Source organism: Paractinoplanes deccanensis, from assembly GCF_016862115.1.
Lineage (GTDB): Bacteria > Actinomycetota > Actinomycetes > Mycobacteriales > Micromonosporaceae > Actinoplanes > Actinoplanes deccanensis.
In genome coordinates this window covers 1-12,876 of sequence record NZ_BOMI01000145.1, presented here as the reverse complement: position 1 = coordinate 12,876, position 12,876 = coordinate 1, and the positions used below count along the sequence as shown (strand labels likewise).

The 12,876-nt window shown below is 74.1% G+C and carries 10 protein-coding genes; 4 read left to right on the top strand and 6 right to left on the bottom strand.

The features are described 5' to 3' along the window. Nucleotides 1-68: 68 nt before the first annotated feature. Together Ade02nite_RS34820 and Ade02nite_RS34815 are read left to right on the top strand one after the other, a co-directional pair. Entirely contained in the window at nt 69-572 is a 504-nt protein-coding gene (locus Ade02nite_RS34820) for a GNAT family N-acetyltransferase (protein WP_203773115.1), read from the top strand. Further along, nucleotides 569-1,390, top strand: coding sequence for a class I SAM-dependent methyltransferase (locus Ade02nite_RS34815; RefSeq protein ID WP_203773113.1), 822 nt, complete (start codon nt 569-571; stop codon nt 1,388-1,390). The genes Ade02nite_RS34820 and Ade02nite_RS34815 overlap by 4 nt, the downstream gene beginning before the upstream one ends. Here Ade02nite_RS34815 and Ade02nite_RS34810 read toward each other — a convergent pair. The 3 genes from Ade02nite_RS34810 to Ade02nite_RS34800 all read right to left on the bottom strand — a co-directional run bounded on the left by Ade02nite_RS34810 (nt 1,365) and on the right by Ade02nite_RS34800 (nt 7,765). After that, entirely contained in the window at nt 1,365-2,882 is a 1,518-nt protein-coding gene (locus Ade02nite_RS34810) for a hypothetical protein (RefSeq protein WP_203773111.1), read from the bottom strand. The genes Ade02nite_RS34815 and Ade02nite_RS34810 overlap by 26 nt on opposite strands. 1 nt (nt 2,883) lies before the next feature. After that, entirely contained in the window at nt 2,884-4,962 is a 2,079-nt protein-coding gene (locus tag Ade02nite_RS34805) for a hypothetical protein (RefSeq protein WP_203773109.1), read from the bottom strand. 64 nt (nt 4,963-5,026) lie between these two features. Beyond that, nucleotides 5,027-7,765 (bottom strand): ATP-binding protein, encoded by a 2,739-nt coding sequence (locus tag Ade02nite_RS34800; protein WP_275409970.1) that lies wholly within the window; start codon nt 7,763-7,765, stop codon nt 5,027-5,029. 105 nt (nt 7,766-7,870) lie between these two features. Here Ade02nite_RS34800 and Ade02nite_RS34795 point away from each other — a divergent pair, with 105 nt between their 5' ends. Beyond that, nucleotides 7,871-10,636, top strand: a complete 2,766-nt coding sequence (locus Ade02nite_RS34795; RefSeq protein ID WP_203773107.1) for an alpha-amylase family glycosyl hydrolase — start codon at nt 7,871-7,873, stop codon at nt 10,634-10,636. Nucleotides 10,637-10,744: 108 nt separating this feature from the next. Further along, nucleotides 10,745-11,044, top strand: coding sequence for a hypothetical protein (locus tag Ade02nite_RS34790; RefSeq protein WP_203773105.1), 300 nt, complete (start codon nt 10,745-10,747; stop codon nt 11,042-11,044). A gap of 53 nt (nt 11,045-11,097) precedes the next feature. On the opposite strand, the gene Ade02nite_RS34785 is transcribed toward Ade02nite_RS34790, so the two are convergent. The 3 genes from Ade02nite_RS34785 to Ade02nite_RS34775 all read right to left on the bottom strand — a co-directional run. Continuing rightward, on the bottom strand, nt 11,098-11,508 hold the full coding sequence (locus tag Ade02nite_RS34785; protein WP_203773103.1) for a DUF4190 domain-containing protein: 411 nt from the start codon (nt 11,506-11,508) through the stop codon (nt 11,098-11,100). A gap of 9 nt (nt 11,509-11,517) precedes the next feature. Continuing rightward, nucleotides 11,518-11,967 (bottom strand): hypothetical protein, encoded by a 450-nt coding sequence (locus tag Ade02nite_RS34780; RefSeq protein WP_203773101.1) that lies wholly within the window; start codon nt 11,965-11,967, stop codon nt 11,518-11,520. After that, nucleotides 11,964-12,876: WD40 repeat domain-containing protein (locus Ade02nite_RS34775; protein ID WP_369076678.1), on the bottom strand; the 913-nt coding region annotated here is incomplete at its 5' end. The genes Ade02nite_RS34780 and Ade02nite_RS34775, both read right to left, overlap by 4 nt.

The window sequence follows — 12,876 nt, the reverse complement described above, 5'->3', positions numbered from 1 at the left end:
GGCAATCTGGCAGAGCCGCGCCACCGGCGTCTGGGGAAACCCATTGACACGGGCCGGAGGCTGGAGGGGTGCAGACCCATGGGGAACGTGCGCTGGCCTACCGTCCCGGCGACGGCGACCTGTTGATGCTCGCCGGGCCGCCGGCCGCGGCCGGGCCTCCGCCGGCGGGGGTCGAGGTGGTCGTGCTCGGCGAGGACGCGCCGGCGGCGCTGCTGCGGGAAAATCTCGAGGTCAACGAACGAGGTTTCGACCCGGCGGCGCCGGAGGTGAGCGAGGCGCAGGCGGAGGCCTTCCGGCCGCAGATGCGCGGCGCGCGGACGGTGACCGTGCGGGTGGGCGGCACCGCGGTCGCCGGGGGGATGATGCTGCCGATCAGGGACGGTGTCACCGAACTGGCCGGCATCGCCACGCTCGCCGCGCACCGCCGGCGCGGATACGGGCGGATCGCCACCGAGGCGCTGGCGCGGGTGGCGGGGGAGCTGGGCGCCGAGGTCGTCGTCGTGAGCACCGACAACCCGGCTGCGCGGCGGCTCTATCTCGCCATGGGCTTCACGCCGGTGCGTGTGTCGTGAGTGCCGAGCGGACCGCGTCGGGGGCCGGCATGATGCGGGCGCTGGAGGGGCATGCCGCACGGCCGCTTTTCGACGATCCGCTGGCCGAGCGGTTCCTGAGTGGGTGGCCGGCGGTCGTGGCTCGCCACCGGGTGCTGCGGAGTGTCTTCCTGCGCCTGCTGGAGCGGGTGGGGCCGGGCTTCTACGGCGCGGTCGTGTGCCGTACCCGGGCGATCGACGAGGCGTGCCGGGAAGCGCTCGCGGAAGGCGTCACGCAGGTGGTGATCCTCGGGGCGGGGATGGACACGCGTCCCTATCGCTTGGCCGGGATGGGGGCGGCGCGCGTGTGGGAGCTGGACCTGCCCGCCGTGCAGCGGATGAAGAAGTCCGCGGTGCTGCGGGTGCTGGGCCGGCTGCCCGAGCACGTGCGGTACGCGCCGATCGACCTCGCCGGGCAGCGTCCGGGCGACGTGGCCGCGATCGACCGGGACCGTCCCACGCTGCTGCTCTGTGAGGCGGTGACCATGTATCTGCCGCGGGACGCCGTCGACTCCGTGCTCGCGTACGCGGCGAGCCTGCCGGCGGGCAGCCGGTTCGTGCTGACCTACATGCCGCGTGCGGTCGCCGAGGATCCCCGCAATGCCGCCTGGGCGCGCCGGCTGCGGTGGCGCACCGCCTTCGAGCCGGCCGAGCTGGCCCGCGTCCTGGACGGGCACGGCCTGGAGCCGTTGGCCGATCTGGGTGGCGAGGACTACCGGGCCTGGCTCTCCGGGCGCGACCTGCCGGTCTTCGGCGGCGAGCGGGTGGCCGTGTTCAGGCGGAGATCCCCGCGTACGTGAGCCAGCGCTCCCGTGGCGACAACCGCAGCCGTACCTTGCTCGGGTCGACACAGCCGAGCGCCGGCAACCGTTCCCGGATACGCAGCTGGGCCGCCTCGGTGGCGTCGGTCAGCAGGCGCTGCACAGCCGCGTGGTCGCGGTGCTCCTGGGAGAGCATGACGATCAGCTTCGCGCGCCCGCGTACGACATCGCCTCGGCACAACCGCGACTGGGCATAGGCGATCTCGCACCGCCGGGTGTGTGGCCGCAGGGCGGCCTGGGCCTCCGCCAGCAGCGCCGGGGTGTCGACGGTGCGGTGCGGGAGCTGCCACCACAACCAGATGGGGTACGGCACCCGGCCGGTGATCGTGGCGCCGGTCTGCTGGCTCGACGGCGGGTACGAGCAGCGCATGGCCGGGCTGATCGCCACCTTCCAATCCGCGATCGGGCTCTCCCCGGACGGCCCCGCCTCGTCGAGCCGGTGGCCGGTGCACTCGCCCAGCCTCGGCAGCGCGTCGAGCCAGCCGCCCGACCACTGCGGCAACGTCCCCGGCACGTCCGCGGCGACCGGCAGCACCAGGTTGATGAACGTCGTCTTGCGCATGCTGGAGATGGACGCGGCCAGCACCCCGATGCCGCGGCTGCGCAGCGCGCCCACCGCCGCCGCGGTCGTGCCGGCGCGGGAGGGGCCGACGACGGTCGCGATGACCGCGCGCCTCGGGGTCTGCGGCGGCGCCTCGGGGAACAGCCTGTTGCGCGCCTGGCGGTGGCGCTCCCGGTCGAATCCGCGGATCGTGAACCATTCGCCGCGCACCCGGTTGAGGCGCTGGTCGTCGAGCTTGAGGCCGAAACCGTACTCCTCGGCGAGCGCGGCCAGCTCGGTCTCGAAGTCGAGCCTCGTACCGGACATGGCGGGATCCACCCCGACCGAGAACCGCAGGCACGGCCCGATCGCGTCGCGCAGCCGCTCGTTGGACCCGTCGCCGCGCTCGGACCGGGTCGTCTGCGGGACCGGCGCGACCGGCGCGTGCAGGTGCAGCACCGGCACGTCGCGTTCGGCGGCCAGCCCGGTGAGCCGTTCGATGATCAGCGCCTGCATGAGCGCCTCGCGGTAGGTGGGCGACCAGTGCGCGGTGCCGAGCGTGATGATGACCTCGACCTTGCGGGTGGACTGGTTGAGGAAGCCCGGATTGGGCACGGCGTGCCCGGTGTACGTGTAGGTCTCGCCGCGCTCCTCCTGGCCGACGAGGCCGACCTGCACCCGGCCGCTGAACGCCGACATCGCCGACGGCCAGGTCGACGTCGAGACCGACAGCCCGGCGGCGGAGAAGTGGCAGAAGTCGGTGGGCCAGGCGTTCGGGTCCTTGTCCGGGTCGGCGAGCGACGCCGGCAGCGAGCCGTTGGCCGCGCTGTGGGTGAGCGTGAACTCCACGGAGGAGAAGTGGGTGCCGGCCGCCTCCGCCGCGATCCGGGCCAGCTCGGACGACTTCGTGGAGTTCGCGGGCTGGGTCATCTCACACCTCGCCGCGCGCGTCGAAGAAGTCGTCCGGCTCGGCGTTGCGCCGCTTGGCCCCGCGGGCGTCGCGCAGCCAGCGGGGCACCCGCGCCGAGCGCGGCACCGAGCTGCTGCGGTGCCGGCGCCGGGCGGAGAACTCGCACAGGCAGCAGATCAGGATGACGATCAGCACGGCCAGCGCGAGCTGGAACAGCCGCGTCATCTCGCGGTCGGAGTGCACCGTGCCGACCGCGATCGCCAGCGCGGTGGTGACCACGACCGAGGCGGCGGCGAGCGTCCGCTGGAACTTGTGCAGCTGGCCCAGCACCGACTTGGTGCTCGGCAGGTCGAGCCGGGCCAGGAGCAGGCCGGGCACCAGCAGCAGCACCGCGACGACGGCGTCCGCCTGCTCGGGCGCGAAGTCCTCGGCGACGTCCGGCGAGTAGAGCCAGGCCAGCCCGCCCGACAACAGCGTGCCGATCGCCAGCACCATCATGGCGAGGCCGGCCACCATCCGGGTGATGCTCTCGATCAGGGCCGGCGCCTCGTCGGCGAGGGCCATGAAGGCGAAGACCCGCACCGGCTCGGTCGACTGAGGACTGAGATCGGCCGAGGGGCGGCGCCAGTTCGCGTGGGCGCCGTGCTCGCGCGGGTCGTTGTCGGTGGTGACGTCGCGGCCCACCTGCGCGGCGCGCAGACCGGCGGCGACGGCGAGCAGGGCCGGGCCGGCGAGCGGGCTCCGGGCCAGGTGCTGCATGCCGTCGGCGGCGTAGTGCGCGCAGAAGGCGGCGAGCACGTCGAGCGAGCAGTCGCCGGCCGACAGCGCGGCGAGGACCTCGTCGGCGGTGAGCCGCCTGCTCGGCGGTGCGGAGCCGGGACCGACCGGGATCGGCAGGCGGGCGAGGTACGCCTCGTAGGCGGCCAGGTCGACCAGCCGCCGCCGGCCCAGCTCGGCCAGCCGCGACGCGATGCCCTGCATCTCGAGCTCGAGCAGCTTGTGGTGACCGCCGAGCCGGTCCACCCGCCGCGCCACCGACTCCAGGTCCTGGGCGAGCACCTCGACGAACTCCTCGTCGACGTCGCTGGACATCAGGAACCGCCGCACGCTGATCTCCTGCCGCACCTCCAGGGTCAGGTGGTACGCCTTGACCGAGCGCGGGATCTCGGTCTCGTACTCCACCACGAACTCGCGGTTGATCGGCAGCACGTTCTTGGCCAGCGTCTGCAGCGGCGCGGGACGGTGCTGGGCGGGCAGCAGCGGCGCCTCCCAGGTGAGGAAGCGGCGCGGACGGTCGAGACCCAGCTGCGCGACCAGGATGTACTGCCGGACGGCCAGTTGGAGCAGGCGGGCGAACGGGACCGGCTGGCCTCGGCCGTCCGCCGGGAAGAGCGCGTCCAGACCTTCGAGCGCCAGATCCCGTACGGCCCGCGAACCGCCCCCGGACGCGCGAGGCGCCGGCAGCTCGGCGTGGTCGAGCGGGGTGTGCAGCCGCTGGCCGGCCGGCGACCCGACCATGACGAGCTCGGTGATCGCCGCCTCGACCAGCCAGCGCGACCGCTGGTGGGTGTGCCGCAGCTGGTGGATCGGGCTGCCCGGCGCCGAGACGTCCTCGTGCGCGTTGATCAGCATGAAGAGCAGCTTGACGAAGGCGGCGGCGGTGACCCGGTTGGCGTCGCGGTGCGAGAGCCGCGGCACGACGTCGCCGTTCGAGTCGCGGATCACCACGGGCGCCAGGTCGCGGCGGCTGTAGCGCGACACCGGCACCCACAGCGACGCGCGGCCGCCCGGCATCGCGTCGCCCGGCACCTGGAGCGTGTCGCGCAGGCGGCCCGAGATGACGTCCAGGTCGACGTCGACGCTGATCGTGCGGCTCATGTGCCCGCGGTCCATGAGCGTCAGGTGCTCCGAGAGTCGCGGCAGGTGGTCGAGCCGGAACGACAGGTCCATCAGCGCCAGCCCGAGCGCTGCCTCGCGGCTCGGGAACGTCAGCGGCGAGGTGGGCACCGGCAGCGCCCCGATCATCGTGCGCAGGTGGTCGAGCGGGCCGTCGCCCGCCCGGTCGGCGACCGTGGAATGCCCCCGGATGTGCACAGTCATCGTTGTCATCCTCGCCGCGTCCGGCGAAACGACAGCTGATCTGTCGCGATGACGACTCGCGCGGTCAGCCGCTTTCCGGCAGGTGCGGCGCGAGGTCGGCGGATCTCAGCTCGCGGCGCCCGCGGATGCCGAGCTTGGTGTAGACCTTGCGCAGGTGCCATTCGACGGTCCGCGCGCTGAGGAACAGCTCCGCGCCGATCTCGGGGTTGGAGCGGCCCTCCCGGGCGCGCCGGGCGATGGTCAGCTCCTGCTCGGTCAGGGTGGCCCGGCTCGGCGCGGCGCGCGGCAGCACCTCGCCGCCGACGAAGGTGAGCGCGGTGAGGGCACGCCGGGCGAAGGCGCCGGCGCCGATCGCGGCGAACCGGTCGTGCGCGTCCCGCAGCGTGGCCCGGGCCTGGTCGACCCGGTCCTGCCGGCTCAGCCACTCCCCGTACACCAGCACGGCCCGGGCCTGGGCGACGGCGCCGCGGCTGCGGCCGAGCCGGTCGATCGCCTCCCGGTGGAGATCTTCCGCGGCCGCGTCGCCGGCGACCAGCGCCCGGGAGCGCGCCTCGACGCCGAGGCTCCACTCGGTGCCGCTCGGGCCGGTGGTGGCGGCGAGCCGTTCGAGAGCCTGTTCCGCACGATTCCGGTCGCCCGTACGGACGGCCGCCTCGACCAGCTCGGCGAGCGCCCAGTTGGTGAACCCGGTCTCGTGCGGTGAGGCGGTGGCCACCTCCGCGGCGGCCAGCGCCTCGCCGAAGCGGCCCAGCCCGTTGTGCAGCACGGCGAGCGTGTGCTGCACGAGCGTCAGGCCCATGCCCTCGCCGCGCGCGGCCACCACGTCGAGCACCACCGGCGCCAGCCGCGACACCTCCGCCGTGCGCCCCTGCCACCCGCTGAGCGCCAGCGCGCCGTACGCCGGCAGGGTGTCGCCGGTCGCGGCGGTGATGGTCGCGATCTCCTCGGCCAGCGCGGCCGCCTCGGCGAACTCGCCCGCGTGCAGGTGCATGCCGATGCGCGCGCTGAGAGCGATCGGCAGCAGCGACAGCGCGCCGGTCTCGCGGGCCGTCCGCACATAGCGGGACGAGAGCGCCAGCCAGCCGTCGTCGTCCCAGATGTCGTGTGCGCTGTGGCAGGCCACGTAGAGCCAGCGGAGCGCCTCCTCGACGCTGAGCTCCGCTGTCCGGAAGGCCGACACGGCCTCGCGCACCAGCGGGACGCCCGCGGCGTAGCCGTCGGTGTACAGGCGGCTCAACCCGTCGAGCAGCCGGTCGGCCGGGCGCGACGGCCCGGCGGCCGGCGGGGCGGCGCGTGCCGCGGCGGCCACCTGGGGGAGCCCGGCCGTGGTGGCGAAGCGGCCCGCGTACACGGCGGCGGTCAGCGCGTCCAGATAGGTGTCGCGGGCCAGGACGGTGTCGTGCCGCTCCAGCCGGCCGGCCGTGTCGAGCAGCAGACCGGGACCGTCGCCGCTGTGCGGGGAGGCGAACGCCATCTGGCCGGCCAGCAGGCCGATCCGCGCCGCGCGCAGCTCGTCCGGCGGTCCGGACGCGGCGAGGGCCAGCAGCGCCGACGCGGCCTCCCGATCGCCGGCCTGATATTTCGCGCGGGCCGCGGAGACGCTGCGGTCGGCCCGCGCGGCCGGATCGGCGGTCAGCTCGGCCGCCCGCTCGAGGAACGCGGCGGCCGCCGCCAGCCCGCCGCGCGACCGGGCCCGCTCGGCGGACGCCTCCAGCTCGGCCGCGACCGCCTCGTCCGGGCCGGCCGCGGCCTCCGCCCGGTGCCAGGCGCGCCGGTCCGGGTCGGCGCTCGCGTCGGTCGCCTCGGCCAGCGCGGCGTGCGCCCGCCGCCGGTCCGCCGGCGACGCCGCCCGGTAGACGGCCGACCGGACCAGCGTGTGCCGGAAGGTCACCGTGACGCCGATGGTCACCAGCCCGGCGTCGTGCGCGGCGTCGCTCGTGCCGGCGCCGAGACCGAGCAGGCCGGCCGCCCGCCACAGCAGCGCCGCGTTGCCGCTCGGGTCCGCGGCGGCGATCAGCAGCAACAGCCGCGTGTCCGCCGGCAGCGCGTCGATGCGGCGGCGGAAGCTCTCCTCGATCCGCCCGGTCAGCGGCAGGGCGCCGGGCAGCCGGAAGCCGCCGGCCAGGCACACCGGTGACAGGCCGACCGGCAGCTCCAGCAGGGCCAGCGGGATGCCGCGCGCCTCCGCCAGCACCGCTTCCCGCACGTGCGCGTCCAACGGCCAGGTGATCACGGACCGCAGCAGCTCGCGGGCCTCGTGCTCGGGCAGGCCCGGCACCGGCAGCTCGGCGACGCCGCGCAGCTCCCGCGGCCGCTCGCGGGCCGCGAAAAGGATCAGCACCGACTCGGACTGGAGCCGGCGCGCGACCACGCCGAGCACCCGCGCCGAGGCGGTGTCGAGCCATTGCGCGTCGTCGACGATCGCCACCAGCGGCCGCTCGGCCGCCACCTCGGCCAGCAGCGTCAGGACGGCGAGGCTCACCAGCAGCAGGTCCGGCGCCGGCCCGTCGCGCAGCCCGAACGTGATGGCCAGCGCGTCCGCCTGCGGAGCCGGCAGCCGGTCGAGGTGGCCGAGCATCCGGCCGCAGAGCTGGTGCAGTGCCGAGTACGGCAGCTCGCCCTCGGACTCCACGCCGGTGACCCGCGCGATCCGCACGCCGGGCGCCGCCGACACCCGCCAGTCCAGCAGCGCGGTCTTGCCGGCGCCGGGCTCGCCGACCAGCAGCAGCGCGCCGCTGCGTCCCTCGCGCACCTCGGCCAGCATCCGGTCGAGCACGCCGCGTTCCACGTCGCGGTCCAGCACGCGAATCACCCCCGCCAGCAGCTTGCCTCACCTGGCGAAACCCCTGGTACGCGGGTCGATCATCCACTACGGTCGATGACGCGCCCGCCGTCTCCGGGAGGTCCGATGCGTATCCGTCGAAGGCTCGCCGTTCTGATCTCCGCCGTGCTGGCCGGCGCGACGATCTCCGCGCCCGCGGCCACGGCCGGTGGGGGCGGTCTGGCGGGCCGCCACTCGCTGCGCGCGCCGGTCACCGACGAGAGCTTCTACTTCGTCATGGCCGACCGCTTCGACAACGGCAGCACCGCGAACGACCGCGGCGGCCTCGGCGACGACCCGCTGGTCTCCGGTTTCGACCCCACTCGCAAGGGCTTCTACAACGGCGGCGACCTGGCCGGGCTGCTGCGCCGCATCGACTACATCCGCGGGCTGGGCACCACGTCCATCTGGCTGACGCCGAGCTTCAAGAACAAGGCCGTGCAGCTGGAGGACGGCCCGTCGGCCGGCTACCACGGATACTGGATCACCGACTTCACCCAGATCGATCCCCACCTGGGCACCAACGCCGAGCTGCGGGCGCTGGTCGACGCGGCGCACGCGCGCGGCATGAAGGTCTACTTCGACATCATCACCAACCACACCGCGGACGTCATCGGGTACGAGTCGGGCGCGCGCCAGGCGTACGTGTCGAAGGATGTGTCGCCCTATCGCGACGCCGCCGGCCGGCCGTTCGACGACCGGGATCACGCGGGCAAGCCGTCCTTCCCGGCGCTCGACCCGCGCACCTCGTTCCCGTACGTCCCGGTCCTCGACCCCGCCGAGCGCGACCTGAAGGTGCCCGCCTGGCTCAACGACGTCACGCTCTACCACAACCGGGGCGACACGACCTTCACCGGTGAGAACTCGCTCTACGGCGACTTCTTCGGCCTCGACGACCTGTTCACCGAGCACCCCCGCGTCGTCCGCGGCATGACCGACATCTACAAGGCGTGGATCGCCGACTTCGGCATCGACGGCTTCCGCATCGACACCATGAAGCACGTCAACGACGAGTTCTGGCAGAAGTTCGGTCCCGAGGTGCTGTCCTTCGCCCGCGCGCGGGGCAAGCCGGAGTTCTTCATGTTCGGCGAGGTCTTCGACACCTCGCGCAGCTTCACCTCGCAGTTCACCACCCGCGACCGCATGCAGGCGGTGCTCGACTTCCCGTTCCAGGACGCGGCCCGCAACTTCGCCTCGCGCGGGCAGAGCGCCGCCGCGCTCGGCTCGTTCTTCGCCGCCGACGACTGGTACACCGACGCCGACTCGAACGTCTATGAGCTGCCGACCTTCCTCGGAAACCACGACATGGGCCGCATCGGCTCGTTCGTGCAGGCCGACAATCCCGGCGCCGGCGACACCGAGTGGGTGGCCCGCGACCGGCTCGCTCACGAGCTGATGTATCTCTCGCGCGGCAACCCGGTCGTCTACTACGGCGACGAGCAGGGCTTCACCGGCCCCGGCGGCGACCAGGACGCCCGCCAGACGATGTTCGCGAGCCGGGTGCCCGACTACCTCGACGACGACCTGCTGGGCACCACCGCGACCCATGCGCAGGACAACTTCGTCGCCGCCCACCCGCTCTACCAGGGCATCGCCGGCCTCGCCGAGCTGACCCGCCGCCACCCCGCGCTGCGCGACGGCGCCCACCAGCACCGTTACGCCGACGCGAGCGCCGGCATCTACGCGTTCTCCCGGATCGACCGGTCCGAGCAGCGCGAATACGTGGTCGCGCTGAACAACAGCGAGCAGGCCCGCACCGCCGCCGTCCCGACCTACGCCGCCGGGGCGAGGTTCGGCAAGGTGTACGGCGCCGGCCCGGCCGCCGTGACCTCGGCCGCCGACCGCACGATCACGGTCACCGTGCCGCCGCTGTCCACGGTCGTCTACGCCATGACCGACCGGGTCCCGCGCTCGAAGGCGGCCCCCGCGGTGTCGCTGGGCGAGCCCACCCCGTCCGCGGAGAGCCGGGCACGCATGCGGGTGCCGGCCACCGTCGCCGGCTCGTCGTTCGCCGAGGTCACCTTCTACGCCAAGACCGGCCGCGGCGGCTGGGCGCCGATCGGCACCGACGACAACGCGCCCTACCAGGTCTTCCACGACGTCTCCGGCCTGCGCGCCGGCACGCCGGTGCAGTACCGGGCGGTGGTCCTCGACAACGCCGGGCACACCAGGACGAGCGGCGCCCGCTCGGCGCACGTGCCGGCCCCGTCGCTGACCATCGAGGCGCCGGCCGAGGGCGCGAACGTCCGCGGCACCGTCGAGGTGCGCGCCGTCGCCGACCCGGAACGCGCCACCCACGTGGTCCACTTCGAGCGCAGCGTCGCGGGCGCCGCCTGGACCCCGATCGGCCGCGACGACTCGTCACCCGCCTACACGGCCTTCGACGACCTGGCGCCGCTCAACCTGGCGGCGGGCACCCAGGTCCGCTACCGCGCGGTGCTCACCGAGCCCGACGGCACCCGCGCGGTGAGCCCGATCCGCACGGTGCGCTACGCGGGCCCGCCGCTGGCCACCGCCACCGTCCACTACCACCGCCCGGCCGGCGACTACACCGGCTGGGGCCTGCACCTGTGGGGCGACGCGGTGGCGCCGGAGACCCTCGCCCAGATCGCCTGGGACCGCCCGTGGCCCGCCACCCGCGTCGAGAACGGCTGGGCCTCGTACGAGATCCCGCTCGCCGACGACACCAAGCCGGTCAACTTCATCATGCATCTGCCCAACGGCGACACCGTCCCCACCACCCGCGAACCGGGCGGCGACCGCTCCTTCACGCCGATCGACCACCCGCAGATCTGGCTGAAACAGGGCGACCCCACCGTCTACACCACGGCACCCCCGACCGTTTCGCCGTAAACCACCCGAACGTGCGACGAGGGGGTGAGTAGGTCAATCCGCCCACGGGGGTATCTGGCGGTCAACGGCGCGATGGCGTGAGCGCCGACCGACGAAATGGAGTCCCCCATGGCCAGCGTGACCCACACCCCCACCGGCGACGTCGACCTCGGCCGGCGTCACCCGCACGGCGACGAGACCAAGCCGTCGTTCAAGACCACCGAGCTCGCCGTCTATCTGCTGTCCGTCATCGGCGTGCTGGTCGCCTCGGCCGTGACGGGTGACGGGGCCGGTGAGAGCGGCGGCGACTTCTTCGCCGCCGACAAGGCGTGGTTCTACATCACGCTGCTCACCATCGGCTACATGCTCAGCCGCGGCCTGGCCAAGGCCGGCAGCCGCAGCACCGACCACGACCCGCGCACTCGCTGACCCCGGTGGGGCACGGCAGGCACACCGCCTGCCGTGCCCCGTGCGGTCGTCCGTCAGTAGCCCGTGGACGCCGAGGCGATGCAGAGGATCACGTAGCCCAGCGTTCCGATGGCGCCGATGATCAGGCCGGCCATCGCCAGGCCCTCGCCGCCCTCGTTGCGCTGCTGGATCTGCTGGCGGGCCAGGAAGCCGAGCACCAGGCCGGCCGGCGAGAAGACGAACGCGAAGACCAGCGCCAGGATGGCCAGCGTGTTGGTCGGCCGCTCGGCCGCGGGTGGTGGACCGCCCGGCGGCCAGGGCGCCCCCGGCTGGTAGGGCTGCGGCGGCTGATAGCCGCCGGGCTGCTGATAACCGCCGGGCTGCCAGGAGCCCTGCGCGGGACCCGGTTGCGACGGCGGCGGCTGCTGCCAGTTCGGGGGCGGCGCGTCGGGCCGGTTCCAGGCGGCGTCGTCACGGTCGGTCATCGTTGCCTCCTATGTCTCGCTGTCGGCTGTCCAGCGGCCTCGCTTCCGGTCGAACGTGCGGAACCCGTCCTCGACGGCGCCGGTCGCGAGCGCCTCGACCATCTGCTGGTAGGCCGCGAGGGGCAGGTCCGCGGTGAGCCCGAACTGCGCCCCGGTGCCCGCCTCCTCGATGACGACGACCTGCTTGCCGTCCCCCGTCGCCTCGCGCCCCAGGTGGCGTTGCACAAAACCCCGCAGCGACTCGTACGCCTGCTTGCCCAGCTGCTCGAGCACCGTCTTCACGAAGATCTCCGCCGGTACGGTGAGCAGCAGCAGCCAGGTGAACTCGGCGGCGCCACGGCGGGCCGGCATCCGGAGCACCTGCGGCTCCCACCCCCAGTCCCGCAGCTCGGCGCGGATGCCCGCCACCTCGTCCGGCCGGAGCCGGGAGCTGACGAAGAGCTCGACGTCGTCGGTCATGCGAACTCCCAGATGCGTACGGTGTGGTCGGTGTGCGCGGTGACCAGGCTCTTCCCGGCGCCGCAGGCCACGGCGGTGATCGGTCCGGCGGCGGCGGTCCAGGCGTGCACGCGCTCGTCGCCGTGCCACACGCGCGCGACCCCGTCCGCCCCGCCGGTCACCACGCGCCCGTCCGCGGTGAAGGCGACCGCGCTCACCGGCGCCCCGTGCTGGAACCGGCTCTGCACCTCGCCGCGGGCGTTCCAGAGCCGCACCACGCCGTCGGCCGCGGCCGTGGCGATCATCCGGCCGTCGCCGCGGAACGCCACGTCCACCACCGCGTGCGGGTGGGGGAAGCGTGTCGCGATCTGGCCGGTGCTGCCGAACAGGCGCACCAGGCCGTCGCCGGCGCCGGTGGCGATCCACCGCCCGTCCGGGCTGAAGGCGGCGGTGTGCACGTCGCCGGGCGGGCGCGGGCGGCCGCCGCCGTCGACCTCGGGGCGGTGGACCAGGCGCAGGCGCTCGCGGCCGTAGCGGTCGACGATCTGGGCGACCCCGCCGGACCAGCCGATCACCAGGTATGCGTCGTCGGGGGAGAGGCGCACGCTGCGGCCGGTCTGTCCGCCGGGCGCGCGCATGGCGAGCGCGGCGACCTCGGTCTCGACGTCCCAGAGGCGGACGAGGCGGTCGTCGTGGACGGCGGCGACGAAGCGGCCGTCCCGGCTGACAGCGATCGAGCGGACGGGCGCCGGCCGGTCGGGGAGGCGGCAACAGCGGCAGACCTGCGCCCGGTCGAGGTCCCAGCAGAGGATCTCGCCGTGCGCGCCGGCCGCGAAGAGCCGGCGGCGAGGGTCCATGGCCACCGCGTGCACCGGGCCGGGGTGGGTGAAGCGGTGCGTCTCCTTCAGCCCGGCCGCCGCATGCGCCGGC

Bases quoted from the DNA above. Each gene is read 5' to 3' on its own strand.
- Ade02nite_RS34790 (WP_203773105.1), top strand. From the start codon at position 10,745: ATGGCCAGCGTGACCCACACCCCCACCGGCGACGTCGACCTCGGCCGG.
- Ade02nite_RS34780 (WP_203773101.1), bottom strand. From the start codon at position 11,967: ATGACCGACGACGTCGAGCTCTTCGTCAGCTCCCGGCTCCGGCCGGAC.
- Ade02nite_RS34785 (WP_203773103.1), bottom strand. From the start codon at position 11,508: ATGACCGACCGTGACGACGCCGCCTGGAACCGGCCCGACGCGCCGCCC.
- Ade02nite_RS34805 (WP_203773109.1), bottom strand. From the start codon at position 4,962: ATGACTGTGCACATCCGGGGGCATTCCACGGTCGCCGACCGGGCGGGC.
- Ade02nite_RS34810 (WP_203773111.1), bottom strand. From the start codon at position 2,882: ATGACCCAGCCCGCGAACTCCACGAAGTCGTCCGAGCTGGCCCGGATC.
- Ade02nite_RS34795 (WP_203773107.1), top strand. From the start codon at position 7,871: ATGCGTATCCGTCGAAGGCTCGCCGTTCTGATCTCCGCCGTGCTGGCC.